Source organism: Curtobacterium sp. TC1 (assembly GCF_019844075.1).
Taxonomy (GTDB): Bacteria; Actinomycetota; Actinomycetes; order Actinomycetales; family Microbacteriaceae; genus Curtobacterium.
This window is the reverse complement of the sequence record NZ_CP081964.1, coordinates 3,097,343-3,119,958: the sequence shown is the minus strand read 5'-3', so window position 1 is coordinate 3,119,958 and position 22,616 is coordinate 3,097,343. Positions and strand designations below refer to the sequence as shown.

The window sequence follows — 22,616 nt, the reverse complement described above, 5'->3', positions numbered from 1 at the left end:
TGGCGGACAGTGACACGTCCTCCCGCTCTGTGACCCAGAGCACACCCAGCGGCACCGGTTCGCTCCTCGGACGAGGGGCGGTGGTCTCGTGCGCCCGGAACGGGGACTCCCGACGGAGTTCCCCAGCACCCCGGCGCCCTGTCGAGTCCACTCCAGAGAGACCGTTCGTCCATGTCATCGTCTTCTTCTTCTTTTCCTCCTCTTTCTCCTTCTTCTCCCGCCGACCGCTCGGCCCTCCGCGCTTCGTGCGGTGACTGCTTCGCGCTCTGCTGCACCGCCTTCGGGTTCCAGCGGTCCAGCGACTTCCCGATCGACAAGGCCGCGGGGACCCCGTGCCGCAACCTGGCCGACGACTTCTCCTGCACGATCCACCAGGCCCTCCGTCCACGGGGCTTCACCGGATGCACCACCTTCGACTGCTTCGGGGCCGGCCAGTACGTCTCGCAGGTCCTGTTCGACGGCACGAGCTGGGTCGACGAACCCGACTCGAAGCCCGAGATGTTCCGGGCCTTCGCCGTCGCCCGGCAGCTCCACGAGATGCTCTGGTACCTGGCCGAGGCGGTGTCCCGATCGACCGTTCTGGGGTCTGCGGAAGCACCGACCGTGCTCGGGCGCCGCATTCAGCAGGTCCTCGACGGCGAGCTGGCCGACGTCATCGCGGTGGACGTCGAGTCGCTCCGGTTCGACGTTCGTTCCGTCCTGATCGACGTCAGCGCCGAGGCTCGAGGTGGGTACCCCGCCGCCGGTGAGGCGGTCGGTGACCTGCACCCGTCGGCTGACCTGGCCGGCCGCGACCTGCGATCTCGTGTCCTGGTCGGCGCCGATCTGCGCGGTGCGGTCCTGATCGCCGCGGACCTGCGGGGAGGCGACCTGTCTGGCGTGGACCTGCTCGGGGCGGACCTGCGCGATGCCCGGCTCGGGGGAGCGGACCTGTCGAACGCGCTGTTCCTCACCCAGCCGCAGGTGAACGCCGCCCAGGGTGACGCATCCACGGTGCTGCCCGACGACCTGGACCGCCCGTCACACTGGTCGCTCCGGTGATCCGGTGATCCGGGTCAGGGCAGAACGATGACCTTGCCGGCGATCCTCCCGGCTGCGCCCTCGGTGTGCAGTGCGGGGAGCTCGGCGAGCGGGATGCGCCGCGTGACCTCGACCGTCAGTGCACCGTCGTCGACCAACGCGACGAGCTCCGTCAGGCGTTCGCGGTTCGGCAGGACGAACACGGTCGCTGCGCGCACGGCTCGGGACTCGTCACCCGGGGTGGCCATGAACGCCGTCGTGCTCACGACGACCCCGCCGTCGCGGACCGCTGCGACGTCCGCCGCGAACTGCTCGGGCTCGATCGGCGCCAGGTTGAGCAGCACGTCGACCTGACCGTCGAGGGCGTCGAGCAGGTCGACGTCGGTGTGGTCGATGACCTGGTCGGCACCGGCCGCGCGCACGGCATCGGCACTGCGGGGGCTGGCGGTCGCGATGACGTGTGCTCCGGCGCGCTTGGCGAGCTGGACGGCGTACTTGCCGACGACCCCGCCGGCACCCACGACGAGCAGCCGCTGTCCGGCGGTGAGCCGGCCGTCGTCGAACAGGGCCTGCCAGGCGGTCAGCGCGACGGACGGCAGCGCGGCCGCGTCGGCCAGTGGGATGCTCGTCGGCGCTGCGACCACGGCGTCCGCCGGTGCGATGACGTACTCGGCTGCCCCGCCGTCGCGGTCCATCGGCAGGAACGCGATGCCCGCGTCGCCCACGGTCAACCCGGTCACCCCCTCGCCGATCGCGTCGACCGTGCCGGAGACGTCGTAGCCGGGGACGTGCGGCAGCTGGATCGGGATCGGCAGGAAGCCGGCCCGCATGCCGTTGTCTGCGGCGTTGTACGCGGACGCCGCGACGCGGAGCCGCACCTGACCCGCTGCCGGGGTCGGCTGCTCGACCTCGCCGTACTGGAGGACCTCGGGTCCGCCGACTTCGTGGAACTGCACTGCCTTCATGATGATGCCCTTTCGTAATTGCTTCGAATTCGAAGCGCTTGTCGGAGACGCTAGCACTGCTTCGAACTCGAAGCAACAGGTAGGATGGCTGTATGAGCGACACCCCCACCGCACTGACCCCGACACAGCTCGGCGCCTACTTCGCGCTGACCGAGGTGAGTGCACTCCTGCGCCCCGCGGTCGAGAAGCAGCTCCGCGACGTCGGCGGGTTGAGCACTGTGCAGTTCCAGCTCCTGGCGCGGCTGGGGGATGCTCCGGACGGGCATCTGCGCATGACGGACCTGGCCGACGGTGTCGTGTACAGCCGAAGCGGTCTGACCTACCAGGCGCAACTGCTCGAACAGCGCGGGCTCGTCACGAGGTCCCCGTCGCCGGACGACGAGCGCAGCACCGTCGTCGCGATCACCGACGCGGGGCGCGAGGTCCTGGAGCAGGTGTTCCCCGGGCACATCGGTACGGTCCACTCGCTGCTGTTCGCCGCCATCTCGGACGACGACGCCAGCGACCTCGCACGGGTCCTCGGGCGCATCAGCGAACACCTGCGATCAAACCCGCCGCGGTCAGCGTCGCGACGATCCGCGAAGGGGGCGTCCGCGTGACCGTCGGAGCGCGCGCCGCTCGGTGGATCATCGTCGTCTCGGTCGTCGTCGGAGTGGCGCTGACCGTCTACGCGACGTCCTACTGGCTGTTCCCGACAGCGTTCCAGTTGCAGGAACGGTTGCCCGACGGGTCGATCAACCCGCGTGCATGGGCCGATCTGCTCGTCTCGTACGCCCTCGCGCTCGGGTGCTTCGCGGTCGCCGGATGGGTGGGCGTGCAGCGGCTCCGCGCCCGCCGCCGCTGAGGCGTCAGCTGCGCGTGCGTGACCGTCGCCGCGACACGGTGTCGCTTCCGTCGGGGGACCGGTACCGGATGCCAGCGCGACCTGCGAGGGTGGAGCGATGACCCTCGAGATGCTCTGGGAACGTGCCGATCCCGCCCAGGTGCTGCGGAGCCGCTTCGGGTTCACGGACGTCGCCGCTGCCGAGGACTGGGTCATCCGGACGCTCGACCGGTGGTGGAACGTGCACGTCGTCGTGTGCGAGCGCATCGTGATGAGTGACCACAACGCGCTCGCCTGGGTGTCGACCGCTGACGGCCGGATGCTCCTGAAGTGGTCCATCGCACCGGAGGGGTTCGAGCGCTTGGCGTTCGCGGCGGACCTCACGACGTGGCTCGCGGAGCGCGGCCTGCCCGTTTCCGCCCCGGTGCCGACGCCCGACGGACGGGTGCAGGTCGAGGACGACGGGGTCTCGATGGGGCTCCAGCGCGTCATCGACGGAACACTGCTGGACGTCCGTGAACCGGCAGAGGTCCGCGCCGCCGGTGCGACGCTCGCCCGCTTCCACGACGCCCTGCGCGACAGCCCCGATCGGGAGCGCGCAGCCGGTGTGCGCCCGCCGCCGGCCCCGCTCCTGCAGCAGGTCGAGGACTGGCTCGACGGTGCGACGACGAACGTGCCGGACCGTGCCCGGGTGGCGCTGCGACGGTTGCTGACGGCCGCGCCGTCCGACGACCTGCCGGTCCAGATCGTGCACGGGGACTACCGGGCGGCGAACGTCCTGTGCGCTGACGCGGACGTCGTCGCCGTCATCGACTTCGAGGACCTGCGCCGCGACCACCGCATCGTCGAACTGGCGCGGTCGGCCGTCCTGCTCGGGACGCTCTTCCACGACTGGGGGCCGGTCCCCGAAGCGGTCCACCGGCAGTTGCTCGACGGCTACCGCTCGGTGAGCGCGCTCACTGCCGACGAGCTCGCGTGGTGGGACGTCCTGGTGCTCTGGAACACGATGCTGTTCATCCCGCCGGGGGACGACCCCACCGGGTGGGGTGCTGCTGCCGAGGCGCTCGCCGGTTAGCGGCCGAAGCGCTTCGCCGCCCGGGCGACGGCCACGAGCGCGGCGACCCCGAGTGCGATCCCGGCGATACCGACGACCATGCGCCCATGTACATGAAACCCGCGGCGAAGTTCACGCCGGTGCCGTCCGGGGTGAGGGTCGTCCAGACCGAACCACCGGCTGTGAGCAGGAAGCCCAGACCGAGGAAGACGACCGCGAGGGTGACGATGGAGCGGATGTGTTGCACGGTCTGAACCTACCGAACCCGCACCGGTGGCAGAGTGGCGTGATGGGCAGCATCCGGAACATCTCGGTCGGGCTGCCGACCAAGGACGGCCACGTGCTGCTGTCCGTGCGCAGCGCGGTGTCGTCAACGGTATCGGCGCGGAGTTCTCGCAACCGGCAACGGACGCCGATCGGCTCTGCCTGATCTTGCTTGTCGGCGCATGTCGCGGCAGCGGACGCGTGGATCCCTACACGGCTGCCCGAGACATCGCGACCGGTCCGCTGAGAGGTGATCGCGCCTTCGCATGCTGATGGCCCGCCACCTGTCGCGAGCCATCAGCCTGTTCGACGCTGCTTACTTGAAGGCGTCCTTGACGTCTTCGCCAGCCTTCTTCGCCGACGCTGAGGCCTGGTCCTTCTGGCCGTCGGCCTGGAGGCTGTCGTCACCCTTGTGCTCACCGACGGTCTCCTTCGCCTTTCCGGCGAGGTCCTGCCCGGCGTTCTTGATCTTGTCGTCGAGTCCCATGTGTTCCTCCGATCCATTGCGCACGACGTGCGCGATGTCGCTGACCGTACGCGGCCGCCGCCGATGGCCGTGCCAGCCAGGAAGCGGCGTTCCTCAGACGTCAGATCGGCAGGCACAAGACGAACGCCGCCCGCTCCGGAGTGGAGCGGACCGGCTTCGTGCAACTGGTCAGGTCAGCTTCGTGCGCGGTCGGTGCCGTCCTCGTCGAGGTCGATCTCCTCGTGCGCGACGTCCTCGGACACCTGCTGTTGTTCGGTGACGGTCTCCTTCCCGACACGGACGCGCTCGACCGGGACGGTCTCCTTGTCGACCACGACACGCTCCGCGCTGAGGGTTACTTCGTGCTCTTCCTCGGACAGGGCCGGGCCGTCGAGCGTGTCGCCGACGTTGGAGTCTGTGATCGGCTCCGACTCGACGCGAAGCTCCTCGTGCTGCACTGGAACCGTGACGTTCTGCTGCTCGGTGACGATGTGCTTCCGAAGGCGCGCACGTCCGGTCTGCACGTTCTGCGTGCCGACGTTGAGGCGCTCCTCGGACCGGGTCATCGCGTCGTCGGTGTTCGGGCCCGACGTGTCCTGCCCGGCAGCTTCCGTGGTCTCGGTGCCGGTGTAGTCGGCCGCGGTGTCCGTGGCGTCGGTGCCGTAGCGACCGTCGACGGCTCCGGTGGTCCCGTGACCAGTGTCTGTCCTGTCCGTGCCGCGGGTGCCGAGGCCGTAGTAGTCGAAGATGCGGTCTTGTTCCTGCTCAGACAGTTCGCCGTCCGCTTCGACGCGGGGTGCGTCCTTGATCTTGTCCTTGTCGTAGCCGACGCGGAGCTCGTCGCCGGTGAACGTTGCGTCCTGCAGCGGCACGAATGACTCCGACGTTCCGAACAGACCCGTCGAGACGGAGGCGAACAGGGGCTGGCCGGTGGCGTTCTCGAGGTACACCTGCTTGACGGTGCCGACCTTGTTTCCGGACTCGTCGACGACCTTGGTGTCGAAGATGGCGTTGACGGTGTCGTTGTCGATCATGATGTCTCCTTCAGTTCGGGCATGTCTGCTGTGCTGATGGTGAAGCTGGTGTCACCGGCCGAGGCCGACACGGTCGACCTTCCGGTGATATCGCATCCCGCCCAAGCCGCCGAGGATCGCGCCGACGAGGCTGATGACGGCAACGATGGCGACCGTCACGATGCCGGTTACGGTCAACGTGCCCTCGTCGATGGGGATCCTGGGGAAACTGTTGAGCTGACCGAGGATGTTGAACTGCGATCCTGCAATCGCTGCAACGATCGCGACCACGATCGCGATGACGACCGCCCAGATCCACACGCCGAGGCCCTGCTTGACGCCGGCGAAGCGTGCCATGCGGCCCGCAACGTACCCGCCGCAGTAGTACGCGACGAACAGGATCACGGCAAGGGCGATCGCGCCGACGATGCCGACGACGTCACCGTTCTTCGTCACGTTCTCCGCAGCGTCGTTGACGTCACCGTTGTTCGTGCCGAGCCCGACACCGGCGCCGACGGCGCTGAGAATCGCGGTCAGCAGCACGGCGGTACCGGTGGCGGTGAGCCAACCGAAAAACGCCGATCCCCACTTGAAGCCGCTGAACTCTTCCTTCTCCCGGCCAACGACGACTTCGCGGTCCGTCGGCGTGTGGTCCTTCCCCGTGGAGCGCGCGTGGTCGTCATCTGGACGCGGCACTGGGACGGCACGATCGGCGGGCACCGAATTGTCTACTCGATCGCCGTCGCTGCCTGGAACTGGCTGGCGGGGGTCGGTGGTGTCGCTCATGAGACTCTCCCTGTTCTGTGGCGTCACGGACCTGTGACACCGGCAGCCGCAACCCAACCCCCTCGAATGAGGGACCTCATCCAGACAGCGAAAGGCTCGTGCCCCGCGGTCGGACCGTCGTCGTGCAAGAGCCGGCCAACCGGCAGGGATCTGTCGGGGACGGGACGCCACAGCTGCTCCGAATGGGGCTGCGTAGCGTGGACATTTGCGACGGACGTGGACCCGGAACCCTCACCGCCTTGCCCTCGTCGCCGCTGCCGCTGAGGCACTGATCGGGAACGGCGAGTCGCGCCGCCACCACCGGCCGACCACGGCAGCACCGATCGTTGTAGCAGCACTACGGTGCAGCCCGCGGACCGTGAGGAACTCCATGCCGCCGGCGATGCGTCGTGTTGTGATCGCGGTGTGCGTGAGTCCGGGGCGTTGAACGCTACACGCCGGCGACGTCGCCGACGGCTGCGTTCGGAGCGGTAGGGGAGAGGGGCGTGGCCAGCATCCGGTACAGGGTGGTTCTGTCGACACCAAGTCCTCGAGCGACTGTGGGCTTCGGGACGCCGGTGCTGATGAATCACAGATGAGGGTGCGTTCGAATTCGGCGAACGCGCCGAGGAGGTTGAGCATGAGCCGGCCGATCGCGTCGTCAGTGTCGCGGCTGTAGGTCTGCTGCTCCTTCCCGAACTCAACCGATGCGCCCTTCGCGGTGAAGTCGGCGACGATGTCCCGAAGGCCGCCGAGGGAACGGGCGAGCCTGTCCGTCGATGCGACCCGGACGTATCCGATGCAGTCGGCCGGGGCCAAGCGGTGGTGCGTGCGCCGCCGGAGATCTTCTCCTCGAACACTCGATCAACGTCGCCGATGGTCTCAACCTGCAGCAGTCCCAGCTGTTTTTGTCAGGCGTTGGCCGACTTGACTCGGTGCATGGGAGTGGGCGAGTCGGAAGAGGGGTGAACTCGATTCCGACTCGCCGGATCGCAGCGGTACTGCGTTCCTCCCGCGTCACCGTCTTGACCCGAACAGTCCGGTCACCCGGTGAACGAGACTCTTCTCGACGCCTGGTGGGTGTCGATTCAGCTGCCACCCGACTCATCGGTTCAGTTCGAGCGAATCCGGGGCTTCCCCGAAGTGATGGATGTACGTGTCGGTGAACCGGCCGAGATGCGCGAACCCCCACCTCCGGGCGATGGCCCCCACATCGTTCCTCGCGGGGACGGCACTGAGTTCAGCGCGGACCCCTTCGAGTCGGAGCTGCCGGACGTACTGCATCGGTGCGACGCCGAAGTGGGCGAGGAACTGCAGTTGCGAGTCCCGGATGCTCAGGTCGGCGGCGGAGGCGATCGTCCCAGCGGACAGGGTTTCGGCAGCGTGGGTTTCGATGAACGCGACGGCGACCGCCAGGCGCGCCGGCATTGGCGTGTTGATCGGGGTGGTGAGACCGGTCGGGTACTCGTTCGGGTCGGCACCCGACCGGTGGCTCGGGGTACCCGATACCGGAACGTCGAGGGAACAACGCTGCGATGTCACGATGTCCTCTCGGTCGTCATCGGAATGGGGTGGTGTTCCGGCGACCAAGGGCTGGGGCAGCTGAGACGCAACCGTAGGTGGTCGGTTCCCGCTCACGCAAGACCAGCGTCGTGATCTGGAGAACCGCGCAGTGTCACGCGTCCTCGTTGACGGTGGGGATGACCGTCTCGCGGCGCACGACCGAACGCGCGAGGTCGGCGAGCCGGATCTGGTGCGAACGGGCGTAGCCGCGGAGCAGCTGGAACGCTGTGTCCATGTCGACGTGGTGCGTGTGGGAGACGAACCCCTTGGCCTGTTCGATGACGACGCGGCTGTTCAGTGCCTGCTGCAGTTGCGCCTGCGCCAAGGTGGCGTGGTCGACGTTGCGCTGTTGCAGGATGCTGATCGTTGCGACGTCGGTGAGTGCCCGCGCCGCGATCGCGTCGTCTTCGTTGAGTGCGCCGGGTGTCTCGCGGAACAGGTTCATCGATCCGAGGACGGTGTCGCGCAGCCGCAGCGGGATGGAGTGCACGGAGGTGTAGCCGGCTTCCTGCGACGCTGCCGCGAACTGTGGCCACCGTCGACGCATCTCGTCGGCGTCCTGTACGGACACCGGTGACCCCGTCGTGAACGCCTCCACACACGGCCCCTCCCCGGCTTCGAGCTGCAGCAACCCGACGAGCGCGCTGCGCTCACTGGTGGAGACCACCACTTCCAGGTCCTGCGACTGGTTGACGAGCAAGATCCCGGCCGCAGTTGCGTCGAACAGCTCGGTGGCGTTGTCGACGAGGGACTGCAACAGTTCGACGATGTCGTAGTCGGCGACGAGTGTGTCGGTGAGGGTGACGAACGTTTCGACGAGTTGCTGTTCTCGGGTTCTGACCATGGCTGCTTCCTTCCTCAGAAGCCGGAGCCGTCGCGGTCGGTGAAGTCGACCGTGCGGTGGATCACGTCGTTTGCGAGGTCACGGACGGTGCGGCCGGCGGTGTACGCGGACGCGCGGAGGAGCAGCAGGGCGTCGTTCACGTCCGCGCCGGTCTGCGCGGCGACCATGCCCGAGGCCTGGTAGATCTCGCGCCGGGAGTAACGGCTGACATCGTGGGCGCCGGCACCGGTGTCTTCGCGGCGGGCGAGAGCACGATGCAGCACCTGCCGGCTGACGGCTTCAGTGAGCGCGGCCGCATCTGCGACGACGTCTCCGGCAAGGGCAGTAGCGGCTCGGTTGTACAGGTCAACAGTGCCGATGTTGAGCGTGCCGACATGCATCGGGAACGCGAACACCGCGCCGAGGTGAATGACCTGGAGCGCCATCAACGTGACCGGCCACTGCTCAGACGTCGATGCCTGCAGATCCGGCTCGAGCACCGGCAGCCGAGACCGCATCGCGTCCCAGGACGGACCTTCCCCCAGGTCGAACTGGATCTCATCCAACCGGACTGCCGTCGAGTCGCTCGCACACACGGTCTCAGGCCCGAAGGGCTCACCAAGCGTCGAGATAGCAACGCCGGTCACCGGCAACGCCGACAGGAACGGTGCGCACAGGTCATCCTGATCGCCGGCGCCGTACAGCGCAGCGACCGCGTCGATGAACCCCTCGTCGCTCATCGCCCGAACCCGCAGCCGCAGCCGCAGGCCGCGCTCCAACCGGACGGTGACACAGCCATCACGAACCTCCCCTGCTCAGAGCGCAGTGCTAGGTCCGGGCAAACGACTCAATACGCACGCTATCTCGGACGTCACCTTTCGCGGCACGATCCGCCCGAGGCCGCGCACGGCGGCTCAACCGACACTCAAACTCCGGGGCGAGCTTTGTCGAGATAGCCGCAGACCTCAGCCGCGACCACAGCACCGGGAGAGCGACGTGCTGCCGTCCGAGCTCAAGTTGTCTCGTTGGACGATCTGGGAGGTGCGGTGTGCTTGGCATCATTGCCGGCTCCCGGGAGTGGTTGCGGTTTCGTTTCGTCCGCACGCGGTGGGGCCGTCGGGGTGGGCGTTGACGGTGTGTGAGCATCATGCTGTTCCGGTTCCCGAGAGCGCGGCCGGGCAGGGATGGGGTGTTGGTGTGAACGCCCGAGCAAAGCGTGCCGGCCGCGGCGGCTGTCCTCGGGGACGCTTTTTCGATCCGTGACCGTGGGTCTACGGTCGGTTCATGTCGACGTTGTCGGACGAGCTTGCAGCGGTGGGGATCGATGTTGGCGCGCAGAAGCCGGCGGTGGCTCGAGCGTTGGTCTGTATCGGGTCGCGGTATCGGGGGCGGCTGACGGCGCCGGAGATCGCGGCGGCGAGCGGCTACAGCAAACGGGGCCTGCAGGAAGCGTTCCAGCGGGATCTGGGGATGCCGCCCTCCCTCGTGGTCCGGGTGCTGCGGTTGCATCGGGCACGACAGATGATCCTCGCGAACCCGTATCAGCCGGTCGGAACGGCTGCGGCGGCGAGTGGGATTGCGCACTTCGGCCGGTTCTCCGCCTACTACCGGGCCCAGTACGGTGAGACACCGTCCGAGACCGCACACGCCGCCCGCGCCTAACTGCTGGCTTGAGGGCTCCAGCGAGTGCCCTGGAGTTGGGGCTGCCAGGGCAGATGCGCAGACCAGTGTCGCGTCGAGTCCGGTGCGAGAGAACGGCCGTTCCCCCTGTTTTGGGGATGGATCCGCGTGGTGAGGGCTGTTTGACTCTGTTCATGAGCAGGTTCGGGTATCTGCTTCGCAGCTGAAGCCGCGTTTGTGTGGTGTCGCTCCGGGATGTCTGGCCGCCTTCGGGTGGCGGCCAGACCTGCCCCGTTCGGTCCCGGTCCGTCGCCGAAGCGGGGTCCTCTGTAGTGCCGACTTGTCAGGACATGCGCGTGGTCGCATCGTTGATGGTGCGCCCCCTGTTCGGGTCAGGATGTGGCGCGTGCGGGATGTCGGTGGCGTGTGGTGCGTGGCCGACATCCCGAACCTCTTCCGGGGAACTGGACAGAGGGTTCCGCCGGTGGACGGTCGGTTCTATGCTGCGTGGAGCGCTCCGTGGCAGTGATGCTTGCGTGACACTCGTTTCCCGTTCGAGAGGCTTGCCTTTCCTGCCTTGAGGCTGGTGGGGGAGTGCGCTATCCCGGGGGTGGCGGGATGACCCGAACGTTGCGTCGCTCCCGGGAACCCACTTTCGCTGGTAGTCCGGCGACGTCGTGGTGGCGGCTTCGGCAGAATCGTTGGTGTGAATGAATCAACGGTGGAGCGGACCCGTCTGGCCGTGCGAACGCATGAGGTGGCGGCGGCGCGCGAGGCGGTGGCGCGAACGCATCTGACCCACGGTTTGCAAGTAAGCGTTCTGGACGGGGCAGCGTTTGCGTTCGAGGAGACGTTGACTGGGACGCAGCTGCTGGCGCTGGAGTCGACGCGATGCTCTGGAATCGTTCGCGGGGAGGTTGAGTCCGGTGGCGATGTGTTCGTGGTGTGGTTGAAATCCGGCTGTGGCGCCGTGGATGGGAAGGTGCTGCTGCGGGGTCGGCCGGTGCTGTATCGGGAGGGCCGGCAGTCGTTTCGGTGGGCGGGGTTCCAGAAGGATGTGGTGCGCATCGACCGGGAAACCGTCGAGCAGGTCGCCGCGGAACGGGGCGGGTGGAACCCTGCACCGTTGGAGTTCAAGCCCCATCACGTGCCGGAAGGGGCGCCGCTCGCGGCGTGGTGGCTGGTTGTGCGTGCGATCGCTCCCGAGATCCTGGGCAGCACCGGACCGGTGTCGCTGGAGCGGGAGCGGGAGCTTGTCCGATTCGCGGCCGCGGGCTTGTTGACCGCGGTCCCGCACTGGCCGGTCGGGCAGGGCCGTGAGGCACCGGCGCGCACCCGGTTGACGAAAGCCGAAGCGTTCCTGCTGGACCACATCGCGGAGCGGATCACCGTCGACGACGTCGCACAGGCCGCGGGCATGAGCGTGCGGGGACTGCAGGGCGCGTTCCGACGCATCCACGGGGTGTCGCCGCTGTTCTATTTGAAGGGCATCCGGCTGCTGCTGGCGCGGGAGCAGCTCGAGTCCGGCGAAGCCGAGTCGGTGGCAGCGGTGGCCCGGTCCGTCGGGCTGACGCACCTCGGCCGGTTCGCGGCGTCCTACAAGGCAGAATTCGGCCAGCTTCCGGGCGACGCGCTGCGGGCCGCCGCCGAGGGTTGACCGCCGAGCGGTTGCTGCCGGAGCGCGGTATCCAGTTCGACAAGTCGGTAGAACACGGTTCGGTGCGCGTCTGTGAGCCCGCCGGGGTTGGTCAGCATGGCGGCTCGATTGGGGCGGTCTGGACGTGGCGGTCGAGTGCGGTCTGCGCGTCTGGCAGGGTGCGGTAGTCGCCGAGGTACTCGCCGAAGCCATTGCGGACGAAGAAGTGCTGGCCGTGCTGGTCGATGGTGCCGGCGAACGCGCCGCCGCTGTCGGCAACCCAGAAGCCCGCGTCGGCGGCAGCCCACCGCAGCATGGTGGATGGGACGGTGACGGTGAGGGCGGGAGAGGTTTTGGGGTGGTGCAGCAGGATGCTCATGCGCGGGGCTTTCTGAGGAAGTCGCCATAGGTCGGCTCGGTCGGGGAGATCAACTCGTCGCTTCTTGCCGGGGTGGTTGTGACGATGGTGGGGAGGTCGTTGATGCGGGCGACGACGATCGCGTGGACCTCAGCCGGCGTCAGCAGACCGCGGCGATGCCACTGTTGCGGATCCGCCCGGGGGCCTGCTTCCATGAGCGGTGCCGTCGTGGGTTCTTGCAGGAGCGGCCCCATGTCGATCGGCTCAGTCGGCGTCGCCGCCGCCCCGGCGCTCACCAGGCACTCGCGACGACGATGGCTACCGTCGCGACAGTCACCGACACAAGCCCGGTCGTGACCGCGACGACGGCGAGGCGCCGGGTCCAGCGTGCGTGCTGCACTTCGGTCAGCGGTGATCGCTGTGCGCCGTAGTGGGCGGTGAAGATGAGGTCCGCGCGGGGCGCGGGCGCAGGTGTAGCAGTGGGAGGAACGAGGGTGTGCGTCATGCCGAGCGGCCTTCCCCGTGGCAAGGTTGGCCACGGTGACTGGTCAGGCACCACCTCCGTCGTGCTGCTGGCGAGAAGCGCCGGCGTCGTCGCGACCGGGGCGCGGGAGTCCTGACAGCAATCAGGGTACGAACCCGGACCGTTGACGTCTAACTTCCTTAACTAGAAGCGTTATTTGGTTACTGCGCCGAGGTGCTGGTGTGTGTCGCGGTGCGGTCGACAACCTGCTGCACGGCGGCAGCGAGCTCAGCGATCCGCTGGGCTTCCGCGGCCGGCACCGCGTCGAGCAGCTCCTGCACGGCTGCGGGTAGCCCTTCGTACGCCTCGACGAGGCTGCGTTGTCCGTCCGGGGTGAGCCGCACGATGCGGGATCGACGGTCGTCTGGGTCGGGTTCACGCACTGCGAAGTCACGTGCAGCGAGCCGGTCGATCGTCATCGTCGCCGCCGCACTGCTGACACCGAGCGCCTCCGCGAGGTCTGCTGCGCGCGCGGGGAAGCCGCCGGCTTCTCGCGCGGCGAGGAACTGCACCGTCTGGAAATCATTTGCCTTCAGGCCCATCCGAGCGCGTGCACGGTTCTGGAGCATCGTCTCCGCGACGCGAAGCCGGTTCACTGATTCCAGTAGCAGCACCCCTGCAGGAACGTGCACACCGTCCTCACCCATCAGGCCCTCCAACCCGCAGCTGCCGGCCGCATAGCGGCGGCCCATTCGCATGCCAGTGTGCCAGCCGAGGCCCGGACAGACCTCCGGGCTTCCCGCGCCCTGCAGGGAGCACGCGCCACGACGACGTATCCGGACTGCGCAAGAACCGTGACCGTGTGAGGTTTGCTCGGCGTAGGACGTGAGGTGTGGGCGCCTGCCCGTGGTTCGGGTCAGGGGGCAGGCGCCCTCGCGCTACGACGTCCGCTGGTGCGCGTGACGATTCCAACCCGAGCAGCAGCTCGGACGGCCAGCGGCTAGGGTTCCGCGGCGCAGCCCCGTAAACGGCACCGAGCACCACCCGGGTTCGGCCAGGTAGTTTGTGAGGTGCGGGATGGCTGTTGTAATCCATCGCCCGAGCGCCGCGGAACGGCCGAGTTTGTACGGTGGGGGCATGTCGGAGACGCCTGTTGTACCCGTGGCCGCGTTGCTCGATGCGGTCGAGCGGTGCCGGTATGCGGCTGCGCGGCTTGAGCGCACTCGGGCGGCCGCAGGACACACGTCGATCACGGAGCGGGAGGCGCTCCGGTACCTCCGGGCTGCGTCGGCGGGGCATGAGCCGTGCACGCCGAAGCAGCTCGGCGAGCACCTCGGCATCACCACGCCGTCGATGACGAGCCTGCTAGACCGGTTGGAGGCGTCCGGATTTCTCACGCGAGTGCCAAACCCCACCGATCGACGCTCCAGCTACGTGCAGCTGACTCTGGCTACACCGGATCGAGACGACACCGACCCACTTGCCGCGCACATCGCCGCCCTCTGTGCCGCCATTCCCCTAGCGGACGCGGAGATCATCACCCGGTTCCTCAACGACCTCGCAGCCCTCCACCCCACCACAACCAGCAGAACCGGAACAGTGCAGGAGACACAATGAGCAACATCACCCCACCCTCCGTCCCAAACGATGACGGTGCCCTCGAGGGGCCCGACGTGGAAGTGCCCACCACCGACTCGGATGGCACGGTGAAGCCCGCTGGTCTCGGTGACGACAGCACCATCCCGAACCACCCGGACGGGCTCGCCGCCGGTTACTCCGATACCGACTCGCACTTCAACCCCGAAGAAGACACCCCCACGCAGTAACCCGGTTCTGATGGGTCCGCGATGGTGCGGACTGGTCACAGACCCACAACTGTCGGATAGTGGAAGGTCCGCCGGGCAGTTCGGGTCCGCACGACGCACCGGGGGTACCGCCGAGCTTCAAGGAATCGGCCGGTACCCCGCACCCCTGGAGATTGACCCCGCTCAGGTCCATGCAGACGGTGCGCTCCGCGGCATCGACGCCCCGGATCTCTCATCGTCGTCTCGGTTCGCGTTCTCCGCGGAGGGGAGTTGAGCAGTGTGCACTTTCCCGGGGACGTGCGGGATGACCCGAACTGTCCGCACACCTCCGCAAGCACGAGCCGGGGGTGGGTGCAAACTGTGGAGCAGCAGCGGGGTGGTTCCCGTTGCGAGCGGGGCGGCTGCCACCTATCCGGTGGCCGCCCCGCGCCTCCAACGGGAGCGCGAACCTACTGGGAGCCGAACAGGTCGGGGCGTGCAGTGTGTTCGCGGGTGCGGTCGAGTGGGATCTCGAAGAGGTCAGTACGGCGGTAGTCCTCGGACCAGCCTCGGCGCATGCGTGATGCTGCGCGGTCGAAGGCTTCGATGATGTCGAATCCGGGCACGAGGAGCGACTGCACGCGGAGGCCGTCGTAGAGGGCGAGGAGCTGTTCCGTGGCGCGGGCGGGCTCCATCGTGTTCGGTTCTCGGCCAGTACGGATGTCGTGCTCGAGGGCGGTGCGGATGGTCTGCCGGAACCGGAGGTACAGGGTGCGGTAGTAGTCCGCACCCTCGTTTGCTGGGTCGGAGCTTGCTGCAAGGGTTGATGCGAGCAGCCGCATCAGTGCGGGTTCTTCCGAGTACGCGACGATGAGCGCGTGCAGGTATGCGACCGCGCCGTACTGCTCGGCGATGGGCAGCAAGGGCCGTGACAGGGTGCTGGACCACCGGTCGACGGTGGCGGTCAGCAGGCTCTGCCGGGTCGGGAAGTGTTGTCGGAGTGCGTCGACGCTGATCCCTGCGGTGTCGGCGATCTGGTCCATGTCGGCCCGTTCCACGCCGACATCGTGCAGCACCATGATCGCGGCGCTGATGATCTGCAGACGCGGCTCGATCGCATCGCCGACGCCCTGGTCGGTCAATGGTGCGAGGGGGTGCTTCCGGAACCACTCCAGGAGTGCTTTCGCCCGCGATGTGTTGCCGCCGCCCGGGACGGGGTCCGGATGGTCGGTGAACAGGTCGAGAAATCCCGGGATGTCCTTGATGAGAGGGTCGGCGGATTGGAACGCCATCGACCATTCTGGGAATGCCCGCGCACTGATGTGATCGACGGCCACTTCACGGACGTTGATGTGGCGTGGGTCCTGCCGGATCCCGGCGAACCGCTCCCGGACGACGTCGTCGTCGCCTTCGATGATCCCGAGACAGTTGCTGCCCTGATGGGCCAGGATCCCGGTGATGCCCAGCTGCAGGTTCTTCTCCCGGGCGATCACGAGGATCTCCGCGAGCTCCTCGTCCGTGACCGGGCGAGCCATCGTGCTCACGTACACCAGTGACAACATCTGGGACCCCTGTTTCCTTCACGCGTGTCTTACTCGCCCAGACTGGGCCACGCTTCCCGGAAACAGCAACCCGCGACTGGTTGCTGCGTCAGATGGATCACGGACAGTACCGGTGCAGGAGCAGACAGTGGTCGGTGAAAATGCCGACATCGCGGTCGCATCAATCGGAGTTAGTGTCTCCGGCAACCCGGTTTGAGCATGCTCCTGGGTCAACAGGGCGCCTGTTGCTGCACGCAACGGCGTCCAGCCGGGATGGTGTCGCAGGGGCACCATCCCGGACCCCTGCGGGCTGTGCGCCGCTCACAGCGGGTCGGGAGTTGCATACCATCGAGCAGGGGGAAGCAGATGAGACGACGCATCGCGTGGGTGAGATGACGACCGCCACGCGCGCCCCACGCGAGGACGGTGACGACGAACTCGACAGCGCTGACTCCTACTGGATCGACGCGGTCCAGCGAGCGATGCGTCCTGCACCCGCCGTGCTCGACGAGTACACGATCGCGACCACGGCACGGTCTGCGCGAGGGATCTCCGGAGACCTGTCTGATGTCACTGTGGACAGCCAGCGCGGGTACGCCACGGTCACGGTGGGCGACGTCATGGGCAAAGGCCTCGCCTCAGGGGTGCTCGCTGCGAACCTCCTCGGCAGCCTTGAGGTGTTCCGCCAGGAACCACCCGGCGAAGCCGTCGACGCTGCGGAGACCGCGACCCGAGACCACTTCGAACGCGCATCCGCGTTCGCGACCTTGTTCCACGCCCGGCTGCGATTCCGGGATGGACGGATCGAGTTCGTCGACGCGGGCCACGGCCTCACCGCGCACGCCCACACAACCGGTGCCGTTGAACGGATCCCATCGGCGGACTTCCCGATCGGCCTGCAACCCGCCGGGATACCTCGCCTGCCCCGTATCCTCCATCTCGCCCCCGGGGAGCTGCTCCTGATCGTCAGCGATGGCCTGTTCGAGCTCCCCGACGCGTCCATGCACACACTCACGCAACTCGCCATCGAACTGCGAACAGCGACGCACCTGCAGCTTGCGCTCACCGCCTTCCTCGAAGCCGCGGGCCCAGACCTCGACGACGACACCACCCTCACCGCGATCCGCCGCCACCCCTGACACAGTGTTGTGGCCATGCGGCGCGTGATGCCATCGCCTCGCTGAGAGATCGATCGGTGCAGGGCAGTGCGCGAACGGCAGGTGCATGAAGAGGCGTCGGGCTCCAGTTCGACCGCGGAGTACCCGGACGACGTGCGACGCGGTCCCCGGACTGGGGGAAACCGGTCGTGATCCGAACGCCTACGGTGAACCCATCACCAGTAGAAAGATCGGTACGCCCCACATGCCCGGCACCCAACCAACAGCTATCGACCCGTTCACGGCCGCCTACCGGCAGCACGCGTCCGGGTTGCGCGGTTTCGTGGGAACGATCATCATCGACCGGCACCTCGCTGAAGACGTCGTGCATGACGCGTTCCTCGAGTGGTGGCAGCACCCGGCCCGGTACGACCCGACTCGCGCCACGCTCGAGTCATGGCTGCGCACAATCGCCCATCGACGAGCCATCGATCGGATCCGTAGCCGTGAAGCGTCCCGCCGCCGGGACTTGCGCCTCGGGATCCGCGATCACCACAGCACCGACCACAGCCTCGACCAGTTCGACGCTCACTTCTCACGGGCACGACTCCGTGGAGCGCTGGCAGAGCTGACCGAAAAGCAACGTGAGGCCGTCATCCTCCGCTACCTGGGTGAGCGCAGCACCGCGGAAGTTGCCAGCGACCTCCACACCACGCTCGGCACGGCGAAAACCCGCGTCCGAGACGGGCTCATCGCGCTCCGTCAACGCCTGCAGGCCGACCCAGCAGCCGCCTGAGCCCCCACGCACTCCGGCACCACCCCCTCCACCGAAAGGCACGTTCCATGACCAGCAACGCAGCAGCTCCGCGCACCGGCTTCGCCGCCACCCTCACGCAGAAGGGCGCCCTTCTGTTCGGCGTGGTCTTCCTGATCGTCGGCATCGCCGGCTTCATCCCCGGACTCACGATGGACATGGGGTCCATGTCCATCGCCGGTCACGGATCCACGGCCCTGCTCCTGGGCCTGTTCCAGGTATCCGTCTTGCACAACATCGTCCACTTGCTCTTCGGCATCGTCGGCGTCGCCGCAGCCCGTTCTGCCGGCGGCGCACGGCTCTACCTGCTGGTCGGCGGCATCATCTACGCGGTGCTGTTCATCTACGGCCTCTTCACCGCCAGCATGACCGGCGCGGCGAACTTCGTTCCGCTCAACAGCGCCGACAACGTGCTCCACGCCTTCCTCGCCGTCGCGATGATCATCCTCGGCATCGTCCTGCCCCGAGTCAGCGCACGCGAACGAGCTTGACTTACAAGCGATGATGCGAAGGGCACCGATCACACGATCAGTGCCCTTCACGGTCCCTGGCATGAGACACGAGGCATCTGGTCAACCCGTCTCGCTGAAATCAAGATCGGCCATCGAGACACCGCCGTGCGCTCTGGTCATTTCTCTGCGTGGCGTCCTCGACGACATCGGCACAACGCGGCCGAAGGGCGAGCTCAACTGGTTGCAGAAGCTGCTTGACCGACACCGCGGCGTCGGATCGCGGTCATCATCGGCGGCATGCCTGAACACCGGAGGGCGGCGCCCCTCCACCCTGATCCACCCGAGGACCAGCCGCTCGGCATCGACACCCCGACAGCGTCGGCGCGAGTGGCCGGCTCCCCGGCGGTGTGGGGGCGGGTCGAGTCCACCCGGTCGGGCGCGCAGACGCGTCCCGGGTCATGACCATGTCGGTCTCAAACCCGCGGACGCGCTCGCGGGCTAGCGGATGACGCGTTTCGCCGCCCGGGCGACGGTCACGAGCGCGGCGATCCCGAGCGCGATCCTGGCGACGCCGACGGCCATGCCGCCCATGTACATGAACCCCGCGGCGAAGTTCACGCCGGTGCCGTCCGGGGTGAGGATCGTCCAGACCGAACCACCGGTGGAGAGCAGGAAGCCCAGACCGAGGAAGACGATCGCGAGGGTGACGATCGAGCGGATGTCGCGCATGGTCCGAACCCACCGAGTGAGCCCGCCGGGGTGACCGACGGCCCGCTGACGTCACGATCCCGTCACGACGGGCGCATTCCCAGCGGACACGGCGGTGTTCCGCGGCGAAGTCCCGGCGACCGCCCGAGATCGGCTGGGACGCTCCCGAACTACCGCGCCAGATCGGTGCGGTGATGCACCACGGGGGATCCAGAGCGATGACGATGAGACGTGCAGGGGGAGCCGCGCTCGGCTTCGTGGGCGGCAGTGTGCTCGCCGGGTTGATGGTCGGGGTCGGCGTGACGCCGATGATCGCGGTCGCCGGAGTGAGCACGACGTCGGCGATCGGGGTGTTCGAGTCGCTGCCGGAGCACATCGAGATCGGGGACCTGCCGCAGCGCAACCAGGTCTGGGCGTACCGCGGTGGCGAACCGGTGCACCTGGCGAACGTGTGGGCGCAGGACCGGCAGGAGCTGTCGTTCGACCAGATCAGCGACCAGCTGAAGCACGCTGCGGTCGACGGCGAGGACAAGCGGTTCTACGAGACCGGTGGTGTGGACGCGACATCGATGGTCCGCTCCCTGGTGAGCGTCGCCGCGTCGCAGGGCGAGGGCGGATCGGGTGGCTCGACGCTCACGATGCAGCTCGTGCGCAACATCAAGATCCAGCGGGCGAGCGAGCTGCCGACGCTCGAGGAGCAGAGGGCCGGCTACAAGGAGGCGACGAAGCGGTCGCCGCAGCGGAAGCTCGCCGAGATGAAGCTCGCGATCGGCCTGGCGAAGAAGTACACCAAGGAGCAGATCCTGACGGCGTACCTGAACATCGCGTACTTCGGCGACCAGACCTACGGCGTGCAGTCGGCCGCGCAGCACTACTACGGCAAGTCCGCCACCGACCTGACCCCGGCCGAGGCGGCGTCGCTCATCGCGATCGTGCAGTGGCCGGAGCGCCGCGACCTGTCCACGCCGGACCACTACCGCGACAACGCCGCGCGGCGGAACGTGATCCTCCGCTCGATGCACGAGCAGGGGCACCTGACGACCGACGAGTACCGCACGGCGCGACTGTCGCGGCTGGCCGACTCCGTCCGGATCACCGCGCCGCAGCAGGGGTGCGAGGCCGTCGAGACCGGGGCGGAGTTCTTCTGCGACTACGCCAAGCGCGTCGCCGCACGTCTGCCGCAGCTCGGCGCGACGAAGCAGCAGCGCGCCGATGCTTGGCGGACGGGCGGGTACCGCATCCAGACGACGCTCGACCTCGACCTGAACGCGAAGCAGAAGGAACTGCTCGACCGGTACGACCCGAAGACCGAGACGCGTCTCGCGCTGGGCGCGACGCTGAACACCGTCGAGGCGGGCACCGGCCGGGTGCTCACGATGGCGCAGAACACCGACTACGACCGGTCGGAGCAGGCGCCACCGACGGCGACGTCGCTGAACTACGCCGTCGACCAGGCCGACGGAGATTCGACGGGCTTCCAGACCGGCTCGACGTACAAGATGTTCACGCTGCTGGCGTGGCTCGAGGCCGGCCGCAGCCCGGACACGGTCGTGAACGGCACCCCGCACCCGCAGAGCACGTGGACGGCGTGCGGCGAGCAGACGACGGCCTTCTGGCAGCCGAAGAACGATTCGCCGGGCCAGAAGGGGCCGTACTCGGTCCGCTCGGCCACGGCCCAGTCCGTGAACGCCGCCTACCAGTCGATGGCCGCGCAGCTCGACCTGTGCGACATCCGCGACGTCGCGAAGCGCCTCGGTGTGCACCTGGCCGCCGGCGGCGAGCTGCCGTGGAACCCCGCGTCGCTGCTCGGTACCGAGAGCATCGCGCCGCTGACGATGGCGGCGGCGTACGCGGGCGTCGCGAACGGTGGTCGGTACTGCGCGCCGGTCGTCATCGACCAGGTGACCGCACCGGACGGCACGGAGCTCGGCGGGCAGCCGCGCACCTGCTCGCAGGCCGTCTCGCCGCAGACTGCGGCGACGGCGTTCGAGGTCATGCAGGGCGCGTTCCGAGGCGGAACGGCGAGCGGCGGCCAGACCCCGGACGGCGCGACGCTCTTCGGCAAGACCGGGACGGCCGACGCCGCCGACCAGGTGTGGTTGGTCGGCGGGAGCTCGCGTGCTGTGACCGCGTACTGGCAGGGCAACACCGACGGCGGGAAGCACAACCTGCGGTACTACTCGAACGGTCAGGGCGGCACCTACGCGGGGTCCCGCGCAGCGGTCTGGCGCGATGCGCAGACCGCTGTGAACGCCGCCTTGCCGGTGGGCTGACGACACCAGGCGGGGCACGTGCCCGAGAACGCACCACCGACAGACGGGAGGCCCGTTGCCAGCTGGCAACGGGCCTCCCGTCTGCTTTCTGGTTGCGTCCTAGGACAGCTTCTTGCTGTCCTCGAGCCAGCCCGCCAGCTCCGTCATGTAGCCGGCCTGCGAGGCGTAGTCGAGCGCCGGGAAGGTGAAGCTGTGCACCTGGCCGGCCTCGAGCGCCGCGTTGTCGGCGAAGGTCGGCTGCTTCTCGAGGTCCGCGACCTGGTAGCCCTGCTGCGACAGCAGCAGGACGTCGGCCTTGATCTGGCCCGCGTTCTCCCACGAGTAGATGCCCCAGTAGAAGCCCTTCGGCTTCGGGTTCACGAAGTCGACACCGAACGACGAGTACATCTGCAGCAGCGGCTCGTCGGTCGGGCGCGTGACGTAGGCGCCGTCACCGTCGGCGTACATGGAGACGACCGACAGGTCCTGCTCCTTCGCGACCTTCTCGAGCTCGTCGCCGGCGGTGTCGAAGCGCTTCTCGGCGGCCTCGATCGTCGACTCCTCCGCACCGAGGGACTCGCTCAGGTCGGCGATCTTCTCGATGACGTCCTCGCCCTTGCCGCCCCACTTGACCTGGACGACCGGCGCGATGGCCTCGATCTGCTTCTCCTGCTCGTTGTCCTTGAAGCCGTAGCCGGGCTGCGTGTCGTCGAGCGTGCCCTTCTCGTCGGTCGGGTAGACCGAGGTCACGACCAGGTCGGGCTTCAGCGCGGCGAGCTTCTCGAGGTCGATGTCGCCGTACCCGGTGCCGAGCTGCGTGATGCCGTCGGTGTCCAGGTCGTCGAAGCGGGCGTCCTTCGCCATGGTCAGCTGGCCGAAGGTGCCGACCGGCTTCAGGCCGTACTCGATGAACGAGATCGCGATGTCGTTCAGCACGACGACGCGCTTCGGCGTGTGGTCGACCTTGACGGTCGTGCCGGTGGCGTCCTCGTAGGACCAGGCCTTCGACGCCGCGGTGTCACCGTCGGAGTCGTTCGATTCGGTGCTCGAGCAGCCGGCGAGGAGGAGGGCCGAGACGGCCACGGAGGTCAGGAGGGTGGCTCGGAGGGAGCCGCGTCGGGAGAGCTTCACGTTA

General features: G+C 67.9%; 28 protein-coding genes. 13 read left to right on the top strand and 15 right to left on the bottom strand.

Annotated features, from left to right (window positions below):
* Nucleotides 1-171: 171 nt before the first annotated feature.
* Nucleotides 172-1,041, top strand: coding sequence for a pentapeptide repeat-containing protein (locus KZI27_RS15880; RefSeq protein WP_222658369.1), 870 nt, complete (start codon nt 172-174; stop codon nt 1,039-1,041).
* Between the two features lie 14 nt (nt 1,042-1,055).
* Here the strand turns inward: KZI27_RS15880 and KZI27_RS15875 are convergent, their stop codons facing one another.
* On the bottom strand, nt 1,056-1,985 hold the full coding sequence (locus KZI27_RS15875; RefSeq protein ID WP_222658368.1) for an NADP-dependent oxidoreductase: 930 nt from the start codon (nt 1,983-1,985) through the stop codon (nt 1,056-1,058).
* Nucleotides 1,986-2,077: 92 nt separating this feature from the next.
* On the opposite strand from KZI27_RS15875, the gene KZI27_RS15870 reads away from it, so the two are divergent.
* From KZI27_RS15870 to KZI27_RS15855, 4 genes are all read left to right on the top strand, one after another.
* Nucleotides 2,078-2,584 carry a MarR family winged helix-turn-helix transcriptional regulator gene (locus tag KZI27_RS15870; protein WP_222658367.1) on the top strand — a complete coding sequence of 169 codons (507 nt, stop codon included), beginning with the start codon at nt 2,078-2,080 and terminating at the stop codon, nt 2,582-2,584.
* Nucleotides 2,581-2,829 carry a hypothetical protein gene (locus KZI27_RS15865; protein ID WP_222658366.1) on the top strand — a complete coding sequence of 83 codons (249 nt, stop codon included), beginning with the start codon at nt 2,581-2,583 and terminating at the stop codon, nt 2,827-2,829. The genes KZI27_RS15870 and KZI27_RS15865 overlap by 4 nt, the downstream gene beginning before the upstream one ends.
* Nucleotides 2,830-2,926: 97 nt before the next feature.
* Nucleotides 2,927-3,883: a phosphotransferase gene (locus KZI27_RS15860; RefSeq protein WP_222658365.1), complete on the top strand. Its 957-nt coding sequence runs from the start codon at nt 2,927-2,929 to the stop codon at nt 3,881-3,883.
* A 268-nt stretch (nt 3,884-4,151) separates the two neighbouring features.
* The gene (locus KZI27_RS15855; RefSeq protein ID WP_222658364.1) at nt 4,152-4,292 is read left to right on the top strand and encodes a hypothetical protein; all 141 of its coding nucleotides are present in this window, start codon (nt 4,152-4,154) and stop codon (nt 4,290-4,292) included.
* Nucleotides 4,293-4,442: 150 nt separating this feature from the next.
* Here the strand turns inward: KZI27_RS15855 and KZI27_RS15850 are convergent, their stop codons facing one another.
* The 7 genes from KZI27_RS15850 to KZI27_RS15820 form a co-directional block, all read right to left on the bottom strand.
* Complete coding sequence (locus KZI27_RS15850; protein WP_111085188.1) at nt 4,443-4,613, bottom strand: CsbD family protein; 171 nt, start codon at nt 4,611-4,613, stop codon at nt 4,443-4,445.
* Nucleotides 4,614-4,786: 173 nt separating this feature from the next.
* On the bottom strand, nt 4,787-5,626 hold the full coding sequence (locus KZI27_RS15845) for a DUF2382 domain-containing protein (RefSeq protein WP_222658363.1): 840 nt from the start codon (nt 5,624-5,626) through the stop codon (nt 4,787-4,789).
* A 51-nt stretch (nt 5,627-5,677) separates the two neighbouring features.
* Nucleotides 5,678-6,391, bottom strand: coding sequence for a hypothetical protein (locus KZI27_RS15840; protein WP_222658362.1), 714 nt, complete (start codon nt 6,389-6,391; stop codon nt 5,678-5,680).
* Between the two features lie 231 nt (nt 6,392-6,622).
* Entirely contained in the window at nt 6,623-7,189 is a 567-nt protein-coding gene (locus KZI27_RS20480) for a recombinase family protein (RefSeq protein WP_222658361.1), read from the bottom strand.
* A gap of 285 nt (nt 7,190-7,474) precedes the next feature.
* Nucleotides 7,475-8,008, bottom strand: coding sequence for a helix-turn-helix domain-containing protein (locus tag KZI27_RS15830; RefSeq protein ID WP_222658360.1), 534 nt, complete (start codon nt 8,006-8,008; stop codon nt 7,475-7,477).
* 37 nt (nt 8,009-8,045) lie between these two features.
* Nucleotides 8,046-8,777 carry a GAF and ANTAR domain-containing protein gene (locus KZI27_RS15825; protein ID WP_222658359.1) on the bottom strand — a complete coding sequence of 244 codons (732 nt, stop codon included), beginning with the start codon at nt 8,775-8,777 and terminating at the stop codon, nt 8,046-8,048.
* A 14-nt stretch (nt 8,778-8,791) separates the two neighbouring features.
* The gene (locus KZI27_RS15820; protein ID WP_222658358.1) at nt 8,792-9,496 is read right to left on the bottom strand and encodes an ANTAR domain-containing protein; all 705 of its coding nucleotides are present in this window, start codon (nt 9,494-9,496) and stop codon (nt 8,792-8,794) included.
* A gap of 544 nt (nt 9,497-10,040) precedes the next feature.
* On the opposite strand from KZI27_RS15820, the gene KZI27_RS15815 reads away from it, so the two are divergent.
* Entirely contained in the window at nt 10,041-10,418 is a 378-nt protein-coding gene (locus KZI27_RS15815; protein WP_222658357.1) for a helix-turn-helix domain-containing protein, read from the top strand.
* A 664-nt stretch (nt 10,419-11,082) separates the two neighbouring features.
* On the top strand, nt 11,083-12,033 hold the full coding sequence (locus KZI27_RS15810) for a helix-turn-helix transcriptional regulator (RefSeq protein WP_222658356.1): 951 nt from the start codon (nt 11,083-11,085) through the stop codon (nt 12,031-12,033).
* A 91-nt stretch (nt 12,034-12,124) separates the two neighbouring features.
* Here KZI27_RS15810 and KZI27_RS15805 read toward each other — a convergent pair whose 3' ends face one another.
* The 4 genes from KZI27_RS15805 to KZI27_RS15790 form a co-directional block, all read right to left on the bottom strand.
* Entirely contained in the window at nt 12,125-12,391 is a 267-nt protein-coding gene (locus tag KZI27_RS15805; protein WP_222658355.1) for a hypothetical protein, read from the bottom strand.
* Complete coding sequence (locus tag KZI27_RS15800) at nt 12,388-12,666, bottom strand: hypothetical protein (RefSeq protein ID WP_111085174.1); 279 nt, start codon at nt 12,664-12,666, stop codon at nt 12,388-12,390. Before KZI27_RS15800 ends, KZI27_RS15805 begins: the two co-directional genes overlap by 4 nt.
* Nucleotides 12,663-12,875: a hypothetical protein gene (locus tag KZI27_RS15795; RefSeq protein ID WP_222658354.1), complete on the bottom strand. Its 213-nt coding sequence runs from the start codon at nt 12,873-12,875 to the stop codon at nt 12,663-12,665. Before KZI27_RS15795 ends, KZI27_RS15800 begins: the two co-directional genes overlap by 4 nt.
* 179 nt (nt 12,876-13,054) lie before the next feature.
* Nucleotides 13,055-13,462 carry a MarR family winged helix-turn-helix transcriptional regulator gene (locus tag KZI27_RS15790; RefSeq protein ID WP_186322139.1) on the bottom strand — a complete coding sequence of 136 codons (408 nt, stop codon included), beginning with the start codon at nt 13,460-13,462 and terminating at the stop codon, nt 13,055-13,057.
* A gap of 508 nt (nt 13,463-13,970) precedes the next feature.
* Between KZI27_RS15790 and KZI27_RS15785 the strand changes: the two genes are divergently transcribed.
* Both KZI27_RS15785 and KZI27_RS15780 read left to right on the top strand, forming a co-directional pair.
* Nucleotides 13,971-14,450 (top strand): MarR family winged helix-turn-helix transcriptional regulator, encoded by a 480-nt coding sequence (locus tag KZI27_RS15785; RefSeq protein WP_222658353.1) that lies wholly within the window; start codon nt 13,971-13,973, stop codon nt 14,448-14,450.
* On the top strand, nt 14,447-14,659 hold the full coding sequence (locus KZI27_RS15780) for a hypothetical protein (RefSeq protein ID WP_144757316.1): 213 nt from the start codon (nt 14,447-14,449) through the stop codon (nt 14,657-14,659). Before KZI27_RS15785 ends, KZI27_RS15780 begins: the two co-directional genes overlap by 4 nt.
* Nucleotides 14,660-15,087: 428 nt before the next feature.
* Here KZI27_RS15780 and KZI27_RS15775 read toward each other — a convergent pair whose 3' ends face one another.
* Complete coding sequence (locus KZI27_RS15775) at nt 15,088-16,179, bottom strand: BLUF domain-containing protein (protein WP_131847353.1); 1,092 nt, start codon at nt 16,177-16,179, stop codon at nt 15,088-15,090.
* A gap of 317 nt (nt 16,180-16,496) precedes the next feature.
* On the opposite strand from KZI27_RS15775, the gene KZI27_RS15770 reads away from it, so the two are divergent.
* The 3 genes from KZI27_RS15770 (at nt 16,497) to KZI27_RS15760 (ending at nt 18,560) form a co-directional block, all read left to right on the top strand.
* Nucleotides 16,497-17,297: a PP2C family protein-serine/threonine phosphatase gene (locus tag KZI27_RS15770; protein WP_222658352.1), complete on the top strand. Its 801-nt coding sequence runs from the start codon at nt 16,497-16,499 to the stop codon at nt 17,295-17,297.
* A 223-nt stretch (nt 17,298-17,520) separates the two neighbouring features.
* Complete coding sequence (locus KZI27_RS15765; protein ID WP_222658351.1) at nt 17,521-18,051, top strand: sigma-70 family RNA polymerase sigma factor; 531 nt, start codon at nt 17,521-17,523, stop codon at nt 18,049-18,051.
* Between the two features lie 47 nt (nt 18,052-18,098).
* The gene (locus KZI27_RS15760) at nt 18,099-18,560 is read left to right on the top strand and encodes a DUF4383 domain-containing protein (RefSeq protein ID WP_222658350.1); all 462 of its coding nucleotides are present in this window, start codon (nt 18,099-18,101) and stop codon (nt 18,558-18,560) included.
* Nucleotides 18,561-19,019: 459 nt separating this feature from the next.
* Here KZI27_RS15760 and KZI27_RS15755 read toward each other — a convergent pair whose 3' ends face one another.
* Nucleotides 19,020-19,250, bottom strand: coding sequence for a hypothetical protein (locus KZI27_RS15755; RefSeq protein ID WP_222658349.1), 231 nt, complete (start codon nt 19,248-19,250; stop codon nt 19,020-19,022).
* Between the two features lie 197 nt (nt 19,251-19,447).
* Here KZI27_RS15755 and KZI27_RS15750 point away from each other — a divergent pair, with 197 nt between their 5' ends.
* Nucleotides 19,448-21,502: a transglycosylase domain-containing protein gene (locus tag KZI27_RS15750; protein ID WP_261783928.1), complete on the top strand. Its 2,055-nt coding sequence runs from the start codon at nt 19,448-19,450 to the stop codon at nt 21,500-21,502.
* Nucleotides 21,503-21,601: 99 nt separating this feature from the next.
* Here the strand turns inward: KZI27_RS15750 and KZI27_RS15745 are convergent, their stop codons facing one another.
* The gene (locus KZI27_RS15745; protein WP_222658348.1) at nt 21,602-22,612 is read right to left on the bottom strand and encodes an ABC transporter substrate-binding protein; all 1,011 of its coding nucleotides are present in this window, start codon (nt 22,610-22,612) and stop codon (nt 21,602-21,604) included.
* Nucleotides 22,613-22,616 lie beyond the last annotated feature (4 nt).

Bases quoted from the DNA above. Each gene is read 5' to 3' on its own strand.
- KZI27_RS15825 (WP_222658359.1), bottom strand. From the start codon at position 8,777: ATGGTCAGAACCCGAGAACAGCAACTCGTCGAAACGTTCGTCACCCTC.
- KZI27_RS15755 (WP_222658349.1), bottom strand. From the start codon at position 19,250: ATGCGCGACATCCGCTCGATCGTCACCCTCGCGATCGTCTTCCTCGGT.
- KZI27_RS15855 (WP_222658364.1), top strand. From the start codon at position 4,152: ATGGGCAGCATCCGGAACATCTCGGTCGGGCTGCCGACCAAGGACGGC.
- KZI27_RS15845 (WP_222658363.1), bottom strand. From the start codon at position 5,626: ATGATCGACAACGACACCGTCAACGCCATCTTCGACACCAAGGTCGTC.
- KZI27_RS15850 (WP_111085188.1), bottom strand. From the start codon at position 4,613: ATGGGACTCGACGACAAGATCAAGAACGCCGGGCAGGACCTCGCCGGA.
- KZI27_RS15860 (WP_222658365.1), top strand. From the start codon at position 2,927: ATGACCCTCGAGATGCTCTGGGAACGTGCCGATCCCGCCCAGGTGCTG.
- KZI27_RS15820 (WP_222658358.1), bottom strand. From the start codon at position 9,496: ATGAGCGACGAGGGGTTCATCGACGCGGTCGCTGCGCTGTACGGCGCC.
- KZI27_RS15765 (WP_222658351.1), top strand. From the start codon at position 17,521: ATGCCCGGCACCCAACCAACAGCTATCGACCCGTTCACGGCCGCCTAC.
- KZI27_RS15780 (WP_144757316.1), top strand. From the start codon at position 14,447: ATGAGCAACATCACCCCACCCTCCGTCCCAAACGATGACGGTGCCCTC.
- KZI27_RS15795 (WP_222658354.1), bottom strand. From the start codon at position 12,875: ATGACGCACACCCTCGTTCCTCCCACTGCTACACCTGCGCCCGCGCCC.
- KZI27_RS15790 (WP_186322139.1), bottom strand. From the start codon at position 13,462: ATGCTCCAGAACCGTGCACGCGCTCGGATGGGCCTGAAGGCAAATGAT.
- KZI27_RS15775 (WP_131847353.1), bottom strand. From the start codon at position 16,179: ATGTTGTCACTGGTGTACGTGAGCACGATGGCTCGCCCGGTCACGGAC.
- KZI27_RS15785 (WP_222658353.1), top strand. From the start codon at position 13,971: ATGTCGGAGACGCCTGTTGTACCCGTGGCCGCGTTGCTCGATGCGGTC.
- KZI27_RS15840 (WP_222658362.1), bottom strand. From the start codon at position 6,391: ATGAGCGACACCACCGACCCCCGCCAGCCAGTTCCAGGCAGCGACGGC.
- KZI27_RS15805 (WP_222658355.1), bottom strand. From the start codon at position 12,391: ATGAGCATCCTGCTGCACCACCCCAAAACCTCTCCCGCCCTCACCGTC.
- KZI27_RS15750 (WP_261783928.1), top strand. From the start codon at position 19,448: ATGACGATGAGACGTGCAGGGGGAGCCGCGCTCGGCTTCGTGGGCGGC.
- KZI27_RS15880 (WP_222658369.1), top strand. From the start codon at position 172: ATGTCATCGTCTTCTTCTTCTTTTCCTCCTCTTTCTCCTTCTTCTCCC.
- KZI27_RS15760 (WP_222658350.1), top strand. From the start codon at position 18,099: ATGACCAGCAACGCAGCAGCTCCGCGCACCGGCTTCGCCGCCACCCTC.
- KZI27_RS15875 (WP_222658368.1), bottom strand. From the start codon at position 1,985: ATGAAGGCAGTGCAGTTCCACGAAGTCGGCGGACCCGAGGTCCTCCAG.
- KZI27_RS15870 (WP_222658367.1), top strand. From the start codon at position 2,078: ATGAGCGACACCCCCACCGCACTGACCCCGACACAGCTCGGCGCCTAC.
- KZI27_RS15815 (WP_222658357.1), top strand. From the start codon at position 10,041: ATGTCGACGTTGTCGGACGAGCTTGCAGCGGTGGGGATCGATGTTGGC.